Consider the following 16,333-nt stretch of genomic DNA (forward strand, 5'->3'; position numbering starts at 1 on the left):
GTAAAAATGGTTAGTTCAAGTAAAATTCTCACGGTTTCCTACGGCACTTTCTCGTGCACGCTCGAGGGGTTTGATGACTCTTTTGAGACGATGAAGGCGATTGCGGAGTATTTCCGAGATCTGGCGGCAGAAGATCGTCATTTTGGTGCGGAACCAGCGATACCAGATACAGAAGTTCTGGCCCAGATTGCCGAGAGAAAGATTACTCAACGTGTCGAGGCACACACCCGTGACGGTGATCTCGTATTACGCGCCACTGATCATACAGATGAGAAAAACGAAGCCGAAGACACTTCGGAAGATACTGATTCATCGTCAGAAGCGGATGTCGAAGAAGAAGGAACAAAACTGAACCGACTGCGTTCTGCTGTCTCCCTTGCCGATACGGCCCTTGATGATGAATACAATGAAGACCAGCACGTAGACATCGCAGAAGAAACGGATCTGAACTCACGATTTGATATCGAACAAACTGGTGACGATAGTCTAGAGCAAAAACACGATACCCTGTCCCAACTGATGCAAGACGCAGAACCCGACATTCAAGAATTTGAGATCCAGCCGGAGGAGACAGAACTGACGGAACTGGAGGTGCCACAAACAACACCTGCAGAGCCACCAGCAGAACCTGAAACAGCTCCTACTTCTAAAGAAGCATCCGACGATGTCTCGCGTATTTTCGAACGGGCGGAAGATCAGCGTGAGGCACCGGAATCCAGCATTCGTCGCAACGCGATTCAACACTTGCGCGCGGCCGTTGCTGCAGCGCGGGCAGAAAAATCCGCTGGGTCTGAACTTTCACCAGATGTTGATGAGAAACCCTACCGCAGTGATATCGAGAGTGTTATGCGTCCTCGTCGTCCGCGAATCTTGGGATCACATGCGCCGGAACAACCTGCCACAGACCAATCTGCAACGCCGCTGAAGCTCGTTGCAGAACAGCGAATAGATACAGATAGTGATCCGGTCTTGCCCCGTAGAATTTCATCTGAAATGGCCGCAGCGACTACACATGCAAGTCCCGTAAGCGGTGAGCACAGCTCTTTTATGGAGTTTGTTCAAGAAATGGGGGCAGATGACCTAGCGGAGCTGCTTGAGGCAGCTGCAGCTTACATGTCCGATGTCGAGGGCATGCCGCAATTCTCGCGCCCGATGCTGATGGGCAAGCTGAAAGAACTCAAGCGGACCAATTACACTCGCGAAGACACGCTGCGTTCGTTTGGACAGCTTTTACGCCGCGGTAAGATCAAAAAACTCAAAGGCGGTCGTTTTGCGGTTACCGAAGAGACAGATTATCGCGCTGAAGATCGGGATGTTGGCTGAGCTATAACCATCAGCTCTCAAACCACCACAGCGGTATAAATTGATGGCGTGCACAATAACTTGCGCGGCTAGATCCCGCTGACCTATGAACATTTTCGTGATCAGGTTTGCAGTTATCCAATGGTGCAGTTAGCTAGCCGGAATGAACAAAGACAAATTGCTAAACCCTGCAACCAAAAGAAGGCTTCGCTATTCGAGCATAAGTGCGCGATTGCAGTTCAATTTACTAATGGTTCTGTATAGGCTCGCCTTTACGCGGTTCTTTTATGGTCATTACGCGCGCAATCTTGCCCGGCTATTCCCCAAATCAAATGCTGTTTGGCTGCACTTGGATGATGGTCCAGGCTTTCGCATATCTTTGGATGACGCCTATTGGACACGTTTTGCACTTTATCGTTTCCCGTATGAGCCGGAAGTCGATTTGATATTACGAGCGTCGATTGGCCAAACCAGCCTGTTTTGCGACTTGGGCGCCAACAAAGGGTATTGGACAACACGTGCGGCACCACTCTTCCAGAGCATCATCGCCGTCGAGGCCTCTGCACAGACTTTCGACACATTACGAAAAAATACTGAAGCTTTGACCAATGTCAGGCTACACCACGCAGCGATCAATGATGAATCGGGTGAAACTCTAACCTTTGTAAACACACATCTTAGCCATGCGTCAGCCCGACTACTAAAAGACAGCAAGGCCGGAGAGTTGGATCAAACTGAAACTGTTTCAACCCTGAAAGTGGACGATTTGGTCCCTGTCGGCATGCCGGCCTTGATCAAAATGGACGTAGAAGGGGCGGAAGTGAACGCAATTGAAGGTGCCAGACGCACCATTTCCGAAGGTTCTGTTCTGATCTACGAAGATCATGGGGCCGACCATGATTGCGCGCCGAGCGCACACCTGCTGACCCTGCCTGAAATCAATCTCTATTCGATAGAAAATGGCGTGAAGCGGATGATAACACTGGATCAAATTCGCAAGACCAAAACTGACAGCTACAAAGGTTACAATTTCTTGGCCGCTCAAAGTAATTCACCACTTTTAGCCCGCCTTACCGAACATTTTGCAAATCACGAATGAACCCGCTAACTCTTGCGGCCAACGCTGTTTAAGGAGGGAAAGTGCCCCAACCTCGTGCATGGCAAAAAATGCTCTCGGGTCGTCGGCTTGACTTGCTGGATCCGACCCCGGTGGACATTGAAATTGAAGACATCGCACATGGCCTGTCATTCGTGGCGCGATGGAATGGGCAGACATCAGGTGACTTTGCCTACTCTGTTGCTGAGCACTCTTTGCTGGTCGAAACTCTCTATTCACGGATCAACCCAAAGGCACCCGTCAAGTGGCGGTTGGCAGCCTTGCTGCATGATGCCCCGGAATATGTCATTGGCGATATGATTTCACCTGTCAAGGCCGCTGTCGGACCTGGATATGACCAGCTTGACGGGCGCTTGAGCGCGGCAATTCATATTCGCTTTGGTTTACCTGCCACGCTGCCAAGTACAGTGAAAAAACAGATAAAAAAGGCCGACAAAATTAGCGCCTGGATGGAAGCCACGAAGATTGCCGGTTTTACCGAGGCGGAGGCTAACAAGTTCTTTGGAAAACTCAATCCGGAGTTGATCGAAGGTTTGGACATTGACCTGCGTCCGCCTACGCAGGTACGCGCCGACTATACCGCACGCCATCACGCTCTCTTGGCGCAAATGGGATGATTCACATACGTAGGGCTGGCGAATTAGACACAGGAGCGATGGCCGCGCTTTTGAACGAGCTTATCAATATTGGCGACACGACGGCCTTCACCAATCAAGTCACGCGCGAAACCCTGACAAGATGGCTGGCATTCCACCCAGAAGATTCAGCTTGGAACGTGGCGGAAGATGACTCGGGAAATTTACTGGGCTTTCAATCAATTCAGCCGCGCAACAACCTTCCACCGGAATCTTGCGATATTGGTACTTTCGTAAAACCGCAGAGTACGGGCTTGGGGATCGGGTCTAAACTTTTCGAGGCGTCACGCAAAGCTGCGGCGCAGCTTGGGTATCATTGGATCAACGCCACCATTCGCACCGATAACATGGCCGGTCTGGCCTATTATCAAAGCCGGGGTTTTGAGGACTATGCTCACCACACCGCAGAGCGATTGGACAACGGTATGATTGTCGACAAAGTCAGCAAACGGTTCAAGCTTTAGCGCGGTGAGCGCTTTGCCAAGATGCGCTGTAGAGTCCGGCGATGCATATTCAAGCGCCGCGCCGTCTCGGACACATTGCGATCACAGAGCTCATAGACCCGCTGAATATGCTCCCAACGCACCCGGTCCGCACTCATTGGATTCTCTGGAGGCGGAGGAAGTTCATCCCCGCTTGCCAACAAAGCGTTGGTAATGTCCGTCGCATCTGCGGGCTTTGACAGGTAATCCGTCGCCCCAATTTTAACCGCCGCCACAGCCGTGGCAATAGCACCGTAGCCTGTCAAAACAACGATCCGGCTATCTGGGCGTTTTTCACGAATGGTTTCCACAACATCTAGACCATTGCCATCGCCCAACCGAAGATCACAAACCGCATAAGCAGGTGGCCGGACCGTCGCGATGGCTTTGCCTGCAGCGACGGATTCTGCCGTCTCCACTTCAAATCCGCGCTTTTCCATGGCCTTTGCCAACCGCTTCAAAAACGGCTCGTCATCGTCCAACAATAGAAGCGACCGATCTTCGCCAATGTCCGGCAGGGTGTCGGGCATCATATTTCTCCGTTTTCTCGCGTTTAAAAAGTTCTATCCCGCCCTGCAGGGCAGGTCAAACAGCGTCCAAGAAACACGAAACTCTGTCCGCAAGTTGCTCTGGATTTAGATCCGCACGAAAGAACTCGACAAAACCTTGATTTGGTAAACTCAGATACGTCAAGTTGGTGTGGTCCACGAAATAGAACTCGTCATCCTCCTCCTCGGACGGTGGACGATTATAGTAGACGCGATATGCCTTGGCAGCCGCTCGGACCTGCTCGGTGCTTCCGGTCAACCCTTCCATGTCGGGATGCATATATTCTGTATATTCTTTCATGATCTCGGGGGTATCGCGCTCCGGATCAATGCTGATCATCACAGGCTTCACCGACTTGCCCCGTTCTTTTAGAATATCAACGGCAGCAGCGTTGCGTGCTGCATCCACAGGGCAGACATCCGGGCAGAAGGTATAACCGAAATATAGCAAAGTCGGTTTGTCGATGACTTCTTTCTCTGTCACCTCGACGCCCGATCCATTCACCAAAGTAAACGGGCCGCCAATCTGACCGGCTCCGCCGGCGATCTGGCTGCTGCGACATTGCGCAAACTGATCCACGGAACCCGACTGGCTGCTGACATAATATGTCACGCCCAAAAGGCCGACTGCCGCTACTCCTGCCAAAATTGCAACCGTTCGTGCCATTTTTTTGTCCTCATGCTATCTGGCTTGCACATCCACTTGCGGCACATCTAGCATTGGATCTGAAACTTGCAACGGGGCGGAAGCGCACATGCATCAAAACGCGAACACTGCGCCTAAAAATCGGTATTGGATTCGCCTACGCACACTTGTTTTACTGCGCTGGTGGGCAATCATCGGTCAGGTTTCCGCCTTAATCATCGCCCAGCGCCTGTATGATCTGAATGTTGAAACTGGCCTGTGCTATGCCGTGATCGGTGTTTCGATCATCAGCAACCTTGTGGCGGCGTTTATCTACCCTGAAAACAAACGACTCTCTGAATCTGAAACTTTCTTTGTTGTTTTGTTTGATCTGCTGCAGTTGGGTGTCATGCTCTATTTGACGGGCGGACTGAACAACCCATTTTCCATACTAATCGTTGGCCCGGTGACTGTCTCAGTGTCGGCCTTGTCCGCACGATCAACCGGTGCCTTGGGATTGGTCGCCATAACCATAGTATCATTGTTGCTGTTTTACTTTCTGCCTTTGCGAACAGAACAGGGTGTTATCCTAAGCATGCCAGATATTTTCCGTTTCGGGAATTGGGCCGCCATCATCATCGGCATCGTCTTTTTGGGTGTTTATTCGCGCTGGATCGTTTCAGAAATGAATGCCATGCATGACGCGCTGCAAGCTACACAAATGGCCTTGGCGCGCGAACAGAAGTTGACCGATTTAGGGGGTGTCGTAGCTGCCGCCGCGCATGAAATGGGCACACCGCTTGCCACCATCAAACTGACAAGTTCCGAACTCGCAGACGAATTAGCAGATCAAGAGGATCTGCAAAGCGATGCGTTGCTCATACGCGAGCAAGCCGACCGTTGCCGAGACATTTTGCGTTCTATGGGCCGAGCAGGAAAAGATGACCTGCAAATGCGCTATGCGCCGATTTCGTCAATAATCGGGGAGGCCGCTGAGCCGCATTTGGATCGGGGAAAGACCCTAAATTTCGACTATACCGCTGCCAATAAGAACAATGAACAACACCCGGTGATCCAACGCCGCTCCGAAATCATCCACGGTCTGCGGAATCTGATCCAAAACGCCGTTGATTTTTCGCAAAACGAAGTCTGGATTGAGACCCACTGGAATGCCGATGCTGTCTCGATACGGATCATGGATGATGGCAAGGGCTATCCTCTGGATATGATAGGTCGGATTGGCGATCCATTTATGCGGCGAAGGTCAACTGCACCGGACCCTCGACGGCCAGGGTATGACGGCATGGGGCTGGGATTGTTCATTGCAAAAACGTTGTTGGAGCGATCCGGCGCAGATCTTAGTTTTGCCAATGGCACAGAGACCGATAATAGCCGACTGGATCGATCTAAAAAACTGGGTGCGATTGTTGAAGTTAAATGGTCTCGTAAGCAACTCGAAGCGCAAGAAGGGGCGGACCGTAAGCCTTTAGGAGAAAACCAACCGCATCTCGTTTAATCCTTTTGCGTGAATACCTTAACCTAAATTTAACCAAGTTTGAGCAATCCTAAATCCACAAGCATTAGGTTAAGGGTCGACAATGGCTGCGTGGGATTATGTTGGGATAATATTATGCGCTGTTATGCTGTCGGTGCTTGTGATCTTCGTCGCATCAAGGCTAACGGCAGAAAAACCCGTTATCATGCAGGCCAAACCCGAAGCCGCCCGTTTTTTGTTTCGCTCTGATCAGTTGGTAAATCACAATCTTGAAGAATTTGAGCATGATCTCAGCGTTGCGGCCCAGTTGCAAACTTGGGGTGACTTTAAGAAATGGATAGGTTCGCGATTTGGAACGCTGCTTGATACTCTGGAAAAACAACCCCTCCAAAACATCGAGATTCTTAAAGAACTTGATGGGAAAGCTACGCTCACGATTTGCAGTAACAGCGACGGACATCACGTTACATTAACCGACCCGTCTTCCTACTCTCCCGCCGTCAAACATCAACAATTGAACAATGACAAAAGTCACAAGTCATTAGAAACCGCAATTGACCGCGCCCCATTCGCAATCCTCCAGATCAACAAAGAAAGCAATCAACGTCGCGAAAATGCGTTGTGGAAGAGGTTCTCAATCGAAGAGAAGGCAGAACTGGAGCAGCCCCTATCTGACATGCTGAAGTCCGAAATGAGCGGACCAAAACAGATTTCATTTAACCATTCCACAAGTCAAAAATGGCTTGAGCTATCTGTGCAAGACACCGGGGATGACTGGCTATGTTATACAACTGACATTTCTGATTTGGTCGAAGCTAAAAACGCTCAACGCGCGTTTTTACAAACATTAACAAAAACATTTGCCAATCTTTCGACAGGTCTGTGCGTTTTTGATCGCGATCATAGAATGGTGCTGTTCAACCCAGCTCTGGTCAATTTGACAAAATTACCGATCGACTTTCTTAGCGCGCGGCCGAACCTGATGAGCTTTTTCGACAAGCTTCGCGATTTGCAGATGATGCCTGAGCCCAAAAACTATTCCGCATGGCGCATCCAGATAAACCAGATGATCGCAAGCGCCATTGGTGGACTTTACGACGAAACCTGGGCGCTGCCGAGTGGATTAACATATCGCATCACAGGACGACCGCACCCTGATGGGGCAGTCGCGTTTTTGATCGAAAACATTACCGATGATGTGGTACTGACCCATCGCTATCGCGCGCAAATTGACATGCGGCAAAGCGCTCTTGATTCACTCGACGATGCCATAGCCGTCTTTTCGCAGGGCAAGAGCCTGTTGTTCTGCAATGCCGCTTTAGCACGGTTGATCAATTTCGATCCCGACCAAAGCATTACAGAGATCACTCCAAAGGATCTGATAGCGAGATGTGAAAGTTCGACAGCTTACAAAGCTGATTGGTCAGCAATAACATCTAAGCTTATGGAGTCGCGCCTTCAGGGATCCTATTCAAAGCTATTTCGCAACAAAAATGCATTGGATCTACATTGTCAGATTTCACCATTGAGCGGGAACCAAACAATGTTGAAACTTTCCTTTCAGAAGCGATCCGAAACCAAAGTGCCGCAACCCGAAATCGCTTGATCCATGTTGCAGGTCACGGCGGGGCGTGTAATGTCACATCATGTCCGCGAGCAGCTACACAATCACGACACGTTCATCCTATGAAACTTGCAAACTTGCGCAGCGTTTAGCCCCGCAATTGCAGATGGGTGACGTGGTTTTGCTGACTGGTGAAATCGGTACCGGTAAAACCCATTTCGCCCGCTGCCTGATACGTTCGCTTATGGATGTGCCTGAAGACATTCCATCTCCGACATTCACTCTGGTACAAACTTACGAAACCAAAGGATTTGAGATCTGGCATAGTGATCTCTATCGCCTTAGCGATATCTATGAGATTGAAGAATTGGGGCTGACTGAAGCTTTTCAATCAGCGGTCTGTCTGATCGAATGGCCCGACCGGCTCGGGCCGTTCACACCCGAGGGCGCACTGCACATCAGCATTTCCGGCAACGCCCAAAACGATACCCGCGACTGGTTATTGGAATGGCAAAATACGAAGTGGACCACCAAACTTGAGGGGCTTTTGAATGGTAGCGCGTAGCGAATTGATGAATGCATTTATCGCCCGCTCTGGGTGGGACGGTGCCAATAGTACGATTGTGGCTGGCGATGCGTCCAACCGAAAGTATTTTCGTTTGACAAAAAGCGCTTCGGGCGAATCCGCAATCGTCATGGATGCACCGCCTGAAAAAGGTGAGGACACGAGGCCTTTCATCAAGATTTCGTCTCACCTAACAAATCTCGGATTCAGCGCTCCGCGTATTCTCGGGCAGGATGAGAGCAACGGTTTTCTGCTGTTAGAAGATCTTGGTGACGACCTTTTTGCGCGGGTGTTAGAATTAGATATCTCGCTTGAAAATCGTCTCTATTCCTGCGCAACCGAGCTATTGACCAGGTTACACACTTATTGTGCCCCCGCTGATCTGGGTACGTACAATCCGGCACTGATGGCAGAATTGGCAACGCTCGCCTTTGATTGGTATCTGACGAACGCGGATCAAAAAAATGAAACGGCTGCCAAACTCTTCCGTCAGGAAATGCAACGTGTTTTGGAGGCAACAGCTGCGGGATCAGATGTGCTGATTCAACGCGATTATCATGCGGAAAATCTACTGTGGCTCCCTGATCGTTCTGGCACCGCTCGCGTAGGATTGCTGGATTATCAGGATGCCCTAAAAGGCCATCGCGCATACGATCTGGTTTCCCTATTGCAAGATGCCCGCCGCGATGTCAGTCCGCAAGTAGAGCAAAACATGCTCAAGCAGTACATCGCATTGGCTGAGATGGATAAAGACGAATTCCTGCGGGCCTACTATTGCCTCGGTGCCCAGCGCAACCTGCGTATTGTCGGTGTTTTCGCCCGGCTTTGTGTTCGTGATGGCAAGGCCCACTATGTCGACCTGATCCCCCGCGTCTGGGGTTATCTGATGCATGATTTAGACCATCCAGCACTGGCTACCATCTCGGCGCTGGTGCATGAACACCTGCCAGCCCCGTCTCCCGCAATTCTTCAAAGGCTTAAAGACAAATGCGCAATGCTCCAGACGCCCTGATGTTATTTGCTGCGGGCTTTGGCACGCGCATGGGTGCGCTGACAGCGGACCGCCCCAAGCCAATGATCCCGGTGGCTGGAAAGCCGCTGATTGATCATGCTCTTGAGCAGATTAACGGGTTTAGCATCAGCACCATCGTGGCCAACCTGCATTACAAACCGGAACATATTGCATCCCACCTTGCCGGTTCGGGGATTCAGTTTTCCGATGAAAGCGATGAAATTCTTGAAACTGGTGGCGGGCTGCGCGCAGCACTGCCTAAACTGGGAGATGGCCCGGTGTTTACCATGAACACCGATGCGGTGTGGCAGGGTCCAAACCCCTTGGCGATGCTGGCGCAAAACTGGGACCCGAAAAAGATGGACGCGCTTTTGCTTTGCGTCCCGCTAGAACATGCGGTCAATCATGCCGGATCGGGAGACTTTCTGATTGATACTGTCGGCTGCGCCAGACGTGGGCCGGGCTTGGTCTACTCTGGCCTACAAATCATAAAAACTGAGGGTCTGAATGCTATTCCAGACAGAGCCTTTTCCCTGAATGTGTTGTGGAACCAGATGCTGGATAAGGGCCGGCTTCACGCCATCGCATACCCCGGGCAATGGGTCGATGTAGGATCGCCTGAGGGCATTCTTGCTGCTGAAGCCGTGCTTGGGGAAGGAAATGTTTGATCCTTCAGATACGCCACGCCTTTTTGGTGTCCCATTGGGTGTCGACTTTCCAAAAGCGTTAGTCAACGGGTTGCTGGAGCGGAACAGCACCTTGCCTGCGGAGGCGCTGGCACGTGCCCAGATTGTTGTGAATACCTCGCGTATGGCCCGGCGCGTCCGCACTTTGTTTGACCAGGGCCCGGCATGCCTGCTGCCAAAGATCACGCTAATCGGGCAATTACCGGACGAGTTTTTACCCGGACAACTTCCCCAACCTGCACAATCGTTGCGGAGGCGGCTTGAAATCGCTCAGCTGATCATGCGTCTTTTGGAAAGCGACCCCAGCATCGCGCCAATAAACTCGGCATACGATTTGGCCGATCAACTGGTAAATTTGATTGGTGAAATGCAGGGCGAAGGGGTGTCGCCGGATGAGATTGAATCGCTCGACATTACAGATCAGTCTGGTCACTGGCAACGCATAAAGTCCTTCTTAAGCATTGTTAGACCCTATTTTGATAGTAAAATTGACGAACCCGACCCCGAGGCAAGACAACGATTGGCAATCGAACGACTAGCCGCCGTTTGGGAACAAGAACCACCGCAACACCCGGTTATCATCGCGGGATCCACCGGTTCACGCGGTGCAACTATGTTATTGATGAAGGCCGTCGCAAAACTGCCCAAGGGCGCAGTAATCTTACCCGGCTTCGATTTTGATATGCCGCATGCTGTTTGGGACAATTTGATGCCCAGAAGCACTAAATCTTTGCCGCTGGAAGATCATCCACAATATCGGTTCGCCAATTTGATGGATCAACTCGGCATGAACCGAGCGGATATTTTGGCGTGGGATCAAACACAACCAGCAGATCCAGAACGCAATAAGGTCTTTTCTTTGGCACTGCGCCCTGCGCCCATCACTGACCAATGGTTGATCGACGGGCCCAAGTTATCCGATCTGTGTAAAGCAATGCAGAGTACGACCTTGGTCGAGGCCCCAAACCAACGGGTAGAAGCAATGGCCATTGCGATGCGGTTGCGGCAAGCGGCCGGGGATGGCGCAACTGCAGCTCTTATATCGCCGGATAGGACGCTGACCCGTCAGGTTTCGGCCGCATTGGATCGCTGGAATATCACACCAGACGACAGTGCGGGTTTACCGCTCAATCGTTCCGCATCCGGGCGATTCCTGCGCCATGTGGGCGACCTGTTTCGTCAGTCCTTAAATTCGGAGCTGCTGTTAACGCTGCTCAAACATCCACTTTGCCATGCCGGGATTGAGCGCGGGCCGCATCTACGTCTGACGCGAGAGCTGGAGCTATATCTACGCCGAAAGGCAATTCCATTCCCGAATGAAGCAACTCTGATGCTTTGGGCGGAAAGCGGCGGCCATGAAGGTTCAGAAGCTTGGGTTAGATGGCTCTGTTCCTGTCTGATAGCAAAAATTGATGTATCAGAAAAGCCAATGCAAGACTGGGTCGAGCAGCATATCAACCTTGCCGAAAAATTGTCCGGGGGTGTCGATCCGGATGATGCGCCTGCGGTTTGGTCAGGGGACTCTGGGCTGGCAGCGCATGCGCTGATGCAGGAACTGGCGGAAGCTGCCTCTGCGGCAGGGGTGTTGAACAGCTTTGATTACGTCAATATCTTTTCCTCTGTTCTTTCACAGAAAGAAGTGCGCAATCCGATCACCCCACATCCGAATATCTTGATATGGGGCACACTCGAAGCCCGCGTTCAGGGCGCTGACCTGCTTATATTGGCGGGGCTCAACGAGGGGTCATGGCCCGAAAGCCCCAAGCCCGATCCCTGGTTGAACAGAGCTTTGCGTGATCAGGCCGGATTGCTGCTGCCCGAACGACGGACCGGGCTATCGGCTCACGATTTTCAACAGGCTGCAAGCGCCCCTGAGGTTTGGTTTACAAGATCAATTCGCACGGACGATTCTGAAACCATCACGTCTCGGTGGCTTAACCGTTTGCAAAACTTGCTGTCTGGCCTGCCGGATCAGCGCGGACCTGAGGCCTTGAATGAAATGCGGGTGCGCGGCGCACTATGGCTGGATTACGTGCGCGAACTTGAACAACCAAGATCAATTGATCCGGCAACACGTCCGGCCCCATGTCCCCCAACGATGGCCCGGCCCGGTGGCTTGTCCGTCACCGAAATTCGGCATCTGATCCGTGATCCCTATGCCATTTATGCCAAACATGTGTTGAACTTGCGCCCGCTCGATCCTTTAATGAGGGGCCCAGATCCGGCCATTAGAGGCACGGTGCTGCATAAAGTTCTCGAGGTTTTCATCAAGGAAACTCTGGCAAACCCCTATGCATTCACCAAAGACCGCTTGCTGAATGTTACAAACGAAATACTGGAAGTCGAGGTTCCGTGGGTCGAGGCGCGCATACTGTGGCTTGCGCGCATGGAACAGATTGCCGACTGGTTTATCGATACCGAGCATGCTCGCCGCGTGATCGCTATGCCCACAGCATTTGAGGCGCGCGGTAGTGCAAGTTTTTCTGATCCTGACTTTACCTTACGCGGCACAGCCGACCGAATAGACATGGATGAGACAGGCCAAGTTCATGTCTATGACTACAAAACCGGCACGCCACCATCCAAGGAACAACAGGTTCACTTTGATAAGCAGTTACTGCTGGAAGCAGCAATTGCGCAGCAATCCGGCTTTGGAGAACTGGCCCCGGCACAGGTTGCGCGTGCTGTTTATATCGGGCTTGCCAGTGGCGGGAAAGAGGTTGAAGCGCCGCTAGCAGAGGAACCGCCTGAGATCACCTGGGAAAAGTTAAAGAAGCTGATTTCAGCTTATTCAGAGACTGAAACGGGCTATACTGCCCGTCGCGCCATGCATCTGAAACGTGATTATGGTGATTATGATCAGCTCTCGCGTTATGGCGAATGGGACATCACGGATGACCCGGAAAAATCGAGGGTCGGATGATGAAGCGCGATGCCGCCACCCAAAGGCAAATCGATGCAGCAAGGCCGGATCGCTCGACATGGCTTTCGGCAAACGCCGGGTCAGGAAAAACCCGGGTTTTGACTGATCGCGTTGCGCGGCTTTTGTTGGATCAGGTCGACCCCCAGCACATTTTGTGCCTGACCTACACCAAGGCCGCCGCCAGCGAGATGCAAAACCGCCTGTTTCAGCGGCTGGGTGAATGGGCAATGCTGGATGACAAAGCTCTAGCAGAAGCCTTGCGGGTCCTTGGATATGAAGGCGCGATAACTTCGAAAATTCTTGCGGATGCTCGGCGGCTCTTTGCACGCGCAATCGAAACTCCAGGCGGACTCAAGGTTCAAACGATCCACTCGTTTTGCTCTTCGCTTTTGCGCCGCTTTCCACTGGAATCGGGAGTGAGTCCGCAATTCGTGGAAATGGATGAACGCGCCGCCGCGCAACTGCGAGGAGAGGTGATCGAGAGCCTCGCCACCAGTGCACATTCAAGTGTTCTGGCAAAAGTCGCACGCTACTTTTCCGGCGAAACACTTGCAGACCTTGCCGCCGAAGTCGTGCGCCACCAAACGCTGTTTGACCAGGCGCAAGACAAGGGCGAACTACATCGTCAGTTCGATATCTCTGATGGTCTGACAACTGATGATCTGACTTCTTCCGTTTTCCTTGGTGGGGAAATGGAACTGTTGCAGGTTTTGACCTCTGCATTGCGCCAAAGTGGTACCAACGATCAAAAGGCCGGCGCGCAATTGGCAATGGTCAAAAATGTTGGCATCGAAGCATTACCCATTCTTGAATCAGTATTTCTAACAAAAAGCGGGAAAAACCCATTTTCGGCTAAGATAGGCTCTTTTCCAACCAAAGCGTGCCGTGAAAACCTTGCCATTTCCATGCCGCAAATCGAAGCGCTGATGCACCGGGTCGAAGATGCACGCAAATCCCGGGTCGCCCTCAATGCTATGACCAAAACACAGGTGCTGTATGACTTTGCAGAGACATTTTTGCCCGCCTACAGGAAAGCGAAACAATTTCTTGGCAGGTTGGATTTTGATGACCTGATCCTTAAGGCGCGCGCGTTGCTGACCAACCCGGATGTGGCGGCTTGGGTGCTGTTTCGACTGGATGGCGGGATTGATCATATTCTTGTGGATGAGGCACAGGACACCAGCCCGGTACAATGGCAGGTGATTGAACGGCTGGCGCAGGAGTTCACCAGCGGGGAAGGTGCGCGGGCTGATGTTTTGCGCACCATCTTTGTTGTCGGTGATAAGAAGCAATCGATCTACTCCTTCCAAGGGGCCGATCCCGGGGAATTCGACAGGATGCAGGCAGAATTTGATCAACGCCTCGCTTCAGTGGGAACGCCTTTACAACCACTCGAGATGGAATATTCTTTCCGCTCTTCGCAGGCGATTTTGTCATTGGTCGATCAAACCTTTCAAAATCACGAATCCAGCGGGTTCATATCTGAACTCAAACACAAGGCCTTTCATCAAGACCTGCCGGGGAGGGTAGATCTCTGGCCTGTTGTGGAAAGGCGGGGCGAAGACGACGATTCTGAATGGTTTCAACCTGTTGACATCAAAGCAGCCAGTGACCCGAGCGTTGTTCTTGCTCACACAATCGCATCCAACATTCGACAGCTGATCGATTCAAAAGCAGCGGTTCCAGACGGACAAAGCATGCGCCCGGTGCGTGCGGGTGATTTCCTGATTTTGTTTCAAAAGCGCTCGGATCTGTTTCACGAAATCATCCGCGAGTGCAAAGCGCAGGATCTGCCCATTGCCGGGGCGGACCGCCTGAAAATCGGGGCAGAATTGGCTGTGCGCGATCTTGTGGCGTTGTTGTCATTCCTTGCCACACCCGAAGACAGCCTGTCTTTGGCAGTTGTCTTGAAATCTCCGCTGTTTGGATGGACCGAAGGGCAACTTTACGAGCTGGCACATGGGCGATCTGACAAATACCTTTGGGCAACGTTGCGCAATCGTAGGGAGGAATTTCCTGAGGTCATGAAGACCCTCGACGATCTGCGCCAGCAAACTGACTATATGCGCCCCTATGAGCTTTTGGAGCGCATTCTCACCCGACATGACGGGCGTCGTTTGCTTTTGGGTCGCCTTGGGTTCGAGGCCGAAGACGGCATTGACGCGCTGCTGTCTCAAGCACTGGCCTATGAACAATCTGCGGCGGATAGCCTGACAGGGTTCTTGCAATGGATGCAGGCGGACGATCTGGAGATCAAACGCCAGCTCGAAAACTCTGGTGATCGCATTCGGGTGATGACAGTGCACGGGGCCAAAGGTCTTGAGGCGCCGATTGTGATTTTGGCAGACACCGCAAAGCAACAAAGCCGTCAACACGATCAGGTTGTGACCAAAGATAACACCGCGTTTTGGCGCACCAAATCAGATGAATCGCCCGCAAACCTGGCCAGAATCGCAGATCGCAAAAAAGAAGCCGCAGCCGCAGAACGCGATCGACTGCTCTACGTTGCCATGACACGTGCTGAAAAGTGGTTGATGGTGGCGGCCGCTGGCGACCTTGGCAAATCTGGTGACACCTGGCACGACAAAACACGCGGTGCGATGGAAGCACTTGGCGCCAAAGAGCACTCTTTTTTAAATGGGACAGGTCTGCGGCTTGAGCATGGGGATTGGTCTACTCCCATGGAAATAGCAGATTCTGAACCCCCAAAGGATCACACATATCTGCCAGATTATTTCCATTCCACAGCCCCGACGCCTCAACCAGCAAAGCAAACCCTAAGCCCGTCGGAACTGGGTGGCGCCAAAGCGCTGCCCGGCGACGAAGGCCTCGAGGAAGAGGTCGCCAAACGTCGTGGGCGGCAGATTCACTTGCTTTTGGAACATCTTCCCAATCTTCCATCCGAAAGCTGGACTCTATACGCAACGGATTTGCTGAGCCGTGGACCAGATGCGGCAGAAACGATACAGATCGAACCCTTGCTGGACGAGGCAAGGGTGGTTCTCACCAATCCTGATCTGGCAGAACTGTTTGAGTCGGGTGCATTGGCCGAAGTTCCGATCACTGCGTCGCTGCCTTCTCTCGGCAATCAACGCATCCACGGCATTATCGATCGATTGATCATTCGCGGGGCCAGTGTTTTGGCAGTGGATTTTAAATCAAATGCGAGTGTCCCGACCTCGCCATGCACCTGTCCCGAAGGATTGCTGCGCCAAATGGGGGCCTATGCCGAGGCGCTGGCTCAAATATACCCCGATCATCAGATAGAGGTCGCACTGCTTTGGACCAAAACCGCCACTCTCATGCCCTTGCCGCACGATCTCGTGACAGACGCGCTGTCGCGTACGGTCATGCCTTGACGCCCACGCCCGGCGTTCTT

At 52.1% G+C, this 16,333-nt stretch carries 13 protein-coding genes; 11 read left to right on the plus strand and 2 right to left on the minus strand.

All coding sequences use genetic code 11. The annotated features are described in order from the left end of the window. The first annotated feature begins 6 nt into the window (after positions 1–6). From ROA7450_RS09395 to ROA7450_RS09410, 4 genes are all read left to right on the plus strand, one after another. The gene (locus ROA7450_RS09395; RefSeq protein ID WP_234999481.1) at positions 7–1,323 is read left to right on the plus strand and encodes a hypothetical protein; all 1,317 of its coding nucleotides are present in this window, start codon (positions 7–9) and stop codon (positions 1,321–1,323) included. A gap of 229 nt (positions 1,324–1,552) precedes the next feature. Further along, the gene (locus tag ROA7450_RS09400; RefSeq protein ID WP_234999482.1) at positions 1,553–2,401 is read left to right on the plus strand and encodes an FkbM family methyltransferase; all 849 of its coding nucleotides are present in this window, start codon (positions 1,553–1,555) and stop codon (positions 2,399–2,401) included. Positions 2,402–2,469: 68 nt separating this feature from the next. After that, a complete protein-coding gene (locus tag ROA7450_RS09405) occupies positions 2,470–3,036 on the plus strand; it encodes an HD domain-containing protein (protein ID WP_085805454.1) in 567 nt (188 codons plus the stop codon). A gap of 38 nt (positions 3,037–3,074) precedes the next feature. Beyond that, positions 3,075–3,518 carry a GNAT family N-acetyltransferase gene (locus ROA7450_RS09410; RefSeq protein ID WP_234999483.1) on the plus strand — a complete coding sequence of 148 codons (444 nt, stop codon included), beginning with the start codon at positions 3,075–3,077 and terminating at the stop codon, positions 3,516–3,518. Here the strand turns inward: ROA7450_RS09410 and ROA7450_RS09415 are convergent. Then, positions 3,515–4,066 carry an ActR/PrrA/RegA family redox response regulator transcription factor gene (locus tag ROA7450_RS09415; RefSeq protein ID WP_143534417.1) on the minus strand — a complete coding sequence of 184 codons (552 nt, stop codon included), beginning with the start codon at positions 4,064–4,066 and terminating at the stop codon, positions 3,515–3,517. The genes ROA7450_RS09410 and ROA7450_RS09415 overlap by 4 nt on opposite strands. 55 nt (positions 4,067–4,121) lie before the next feature. Further along, a complete protein-coding gene (locus ROA7450_RS09420; protein ID WP_085805457.1) occupies positions 4,122–4,751 on the minus strand; it encodes an SCO family protein in 630 nt (209 codons plus the stop codon). Between the two features lie 88 nt (positions 4,752–4,839). On the opposite strand from ROA7450_RS09420, the gene regB reads away from it, so the two are divergent. The 7 genes from regB to addA all read left to right on the plus strand — a co-directional run bounded on the left by regB (position 4,840) and on the right by addA (position 16,313). Further along, positions 4,840–6,225 carry a sensor histidine kinase RegB gene (gene regB, locus ROA7450_RS09425; protein WP_085805458.1) on the plus strand — a complete coding sequence of 462 codons (1,386 nt, stop codon included), beginning with the start codon at positions 4,840–4,842 and terminating at the stop codon, positions 6,223–6,225. A gap of 82 nt (positions 6,226–6,307) precedes the next feature. Continuing rightward, a complete protein-coding gene (locus ROA7450_RS09430) occupies positions 6,308–7,810 on the plus strand; it encodes a PAS-domain containing protein (protein WP_085805459.1) in 1,503 nt (500 codons plus the stop codon). Positions 7,811–7,850: 40 nt separating this feature from the next. After that, complete coding sequence (gene tsaE, locus ROA7450_RS09435; RefSeq protein WP_085805460.1) at positions 7,851–8,333, plus strand: tRNA (adenosine(37)-N6)-threonylcarbamoyltransferase complex ATPase subunit type 1 TsaE; 483 nt, start codon at positions 7,851–7,853, stop codon at positions 8,331–8,333. After that, entirely contained in the window at positions 8,320–9,345 is a 1,026-nt protein-coding gene (locus tag ROA7450_RS09440) for an aminoglycoside phosphotransferase family protein (RefSeq protein WP_085805461.1), read from the plus strand. Before tsaE ends, ROA7450_RS09440 begins: the two co-directional genes overlap by 14 nt. Next, on the plus strand, positions 9,321–10,013 hold the full coding sequence (locus ROA7450_RS09445) for a nucleotidyltransferase family protein (protein ID WP_085805462.1): 693 nt from the start codon (positions 9,321–9,323) through the stop codon (positions 10,011–10,013). The genes ROA7450_RS09440 and ROA7450_RS09445 overlap by 25 nt, the downstream gene beginning before the upstream one ends. After that, the gene (gene addB, locus ROA7450_RS09450; protein ID WP_085805463.1) at positions 10,006–12,954 is read left to right on the plus strand and encodes a double-strand break repair protein AddB; all 2,949 of its coding nucleotides are present in this window, start codon (positions 10,006–10,008) and stop codon (positions 12,952–12,954) included. Before ROA7450_RS09445 ends, addB begins: the two co-directional genes overlap by 8 nt. Beyond that, positions 12,951–16,313, plus strand: coding sequence for a double-strand break repair helicase AddA (gene addA / locus ROA7450_RS09455; RefSeq protein WP_085805464.1), 3,363 nt, complete (start codon positions 12,951–12,953; stop codon positions 16,311–16,313). The genes addB and addA overlap by 4 nt, the downstream gene beginning before the upstream one ends. Positions 16,314–16,333 lie beyond the last annotated feature (20 nt).

Origin of the sequence: Roseovarius albus, from assembly GCF_900172335.1 — a bacterium.
GTDB lineage: Bacteria > Pseudomonadota > Alphaproteobacteria > Rhodobacterales > Rhodobacteraceae > Roseovarius > Roseovarius albus.

What these genes read in the sequence shown, in the direction of transcription:
- ROA7450_RS09395 (WP_234999481.1), top strand. Translation starts at nt 7, where the DNA reads ATGGTTAGTTCAAGTAAAATTCTCACGGTTTCCTACGGCACTTTCTCG.
- ROA7450_RS09400 (WP_234999482.1), top strand. Translation starts at nt 1,553, where the DNA reads ATGGTTCTGTATAGGCTCGCCTTTACGCGGTTCTTTTATGGTCATTAC.
- ROA7450_RS09405 (WP_085805454.1), top strand. Translation starts at nt 2,470, where the DNA reads ATGCTCTCGGGTCGTCGGCTTGACTTGCTGGATCCGACCCCGGTGGAC.
- ROA7450_RS09410 (WP_234999483.1), top strand. Translation starts at nt 3,075, where the DNA reads ATGGCCGCGCTTTTGAACGAGCTTATCAATATTGGCGACACGACGGCC.
- ROA7450_RS09415 (WP_143534417.1), bottom strand. Translation starts at nt 4,066, where the DNA reads ATGCCCGACACCCTGCCGGACATTGGCGAAGATCGGTCGCTTCTATTG.
- ROA7450_RS09420 (WP_085805457.1), bottom strand. Translation starts at nt 4,751, where the DNA reads ATGGCACGAACGGTTGCAATTTTGGCAGGAGTAGCGGCAGTCGGCCTT.
- regB (WP_085805458.1), top strand. Translation starts at nt 4,840, where the DNA reads ATGCATCAAAACGCGAACACTGCGCCTAAAAATCGGTATTGGATTCGC.
- ROA7450_RS09430 (WP_085805459.1), top strand. Translation starts at nt 6,308, where the DNA reads ATGGCTGCGTGGGATTATGTTGGGATAATATTATGCGCTGTTATGCTG.
- tsaE (WP_085805460.1), top strand. Translation starts at nt 7,851, where the DNA reads ATGTCCGCGAGCAGCTACACAATCACGACACGTTCATCCTATGAAACT.
- ROA7450_RS09440 (WP_085805461.1), top strand. Translation starts at nt 8,320, where the DNA reads ATGGTAGCGCGTAGCGAATTGATGAATGCATTTATCGCCCGCTCTGGG.
- ROA7450_RS09445 (WP_085805462.1), top strand. Translation starts at nt 9,321, where the DNA reads ATGCGCAATGCTCCAGACGCCCTGATGTTATTTGCTGCGGGCTTTGGC.
- addB (WP_085805463.1), top strand. Translation starts at nt 10,006, where the DNA reads ATGTTTGATCCTTCAGATACGCCACGCCTTTTTGGTGTCCCATTGGGT.
- addA (WP_085805464.1), top strand. Translation starts at nt 12,951, where the DNA reads ATGATGAAGCGCGATGCCGCCACCCAAAGGCAAATCGATGCAGCAAGG.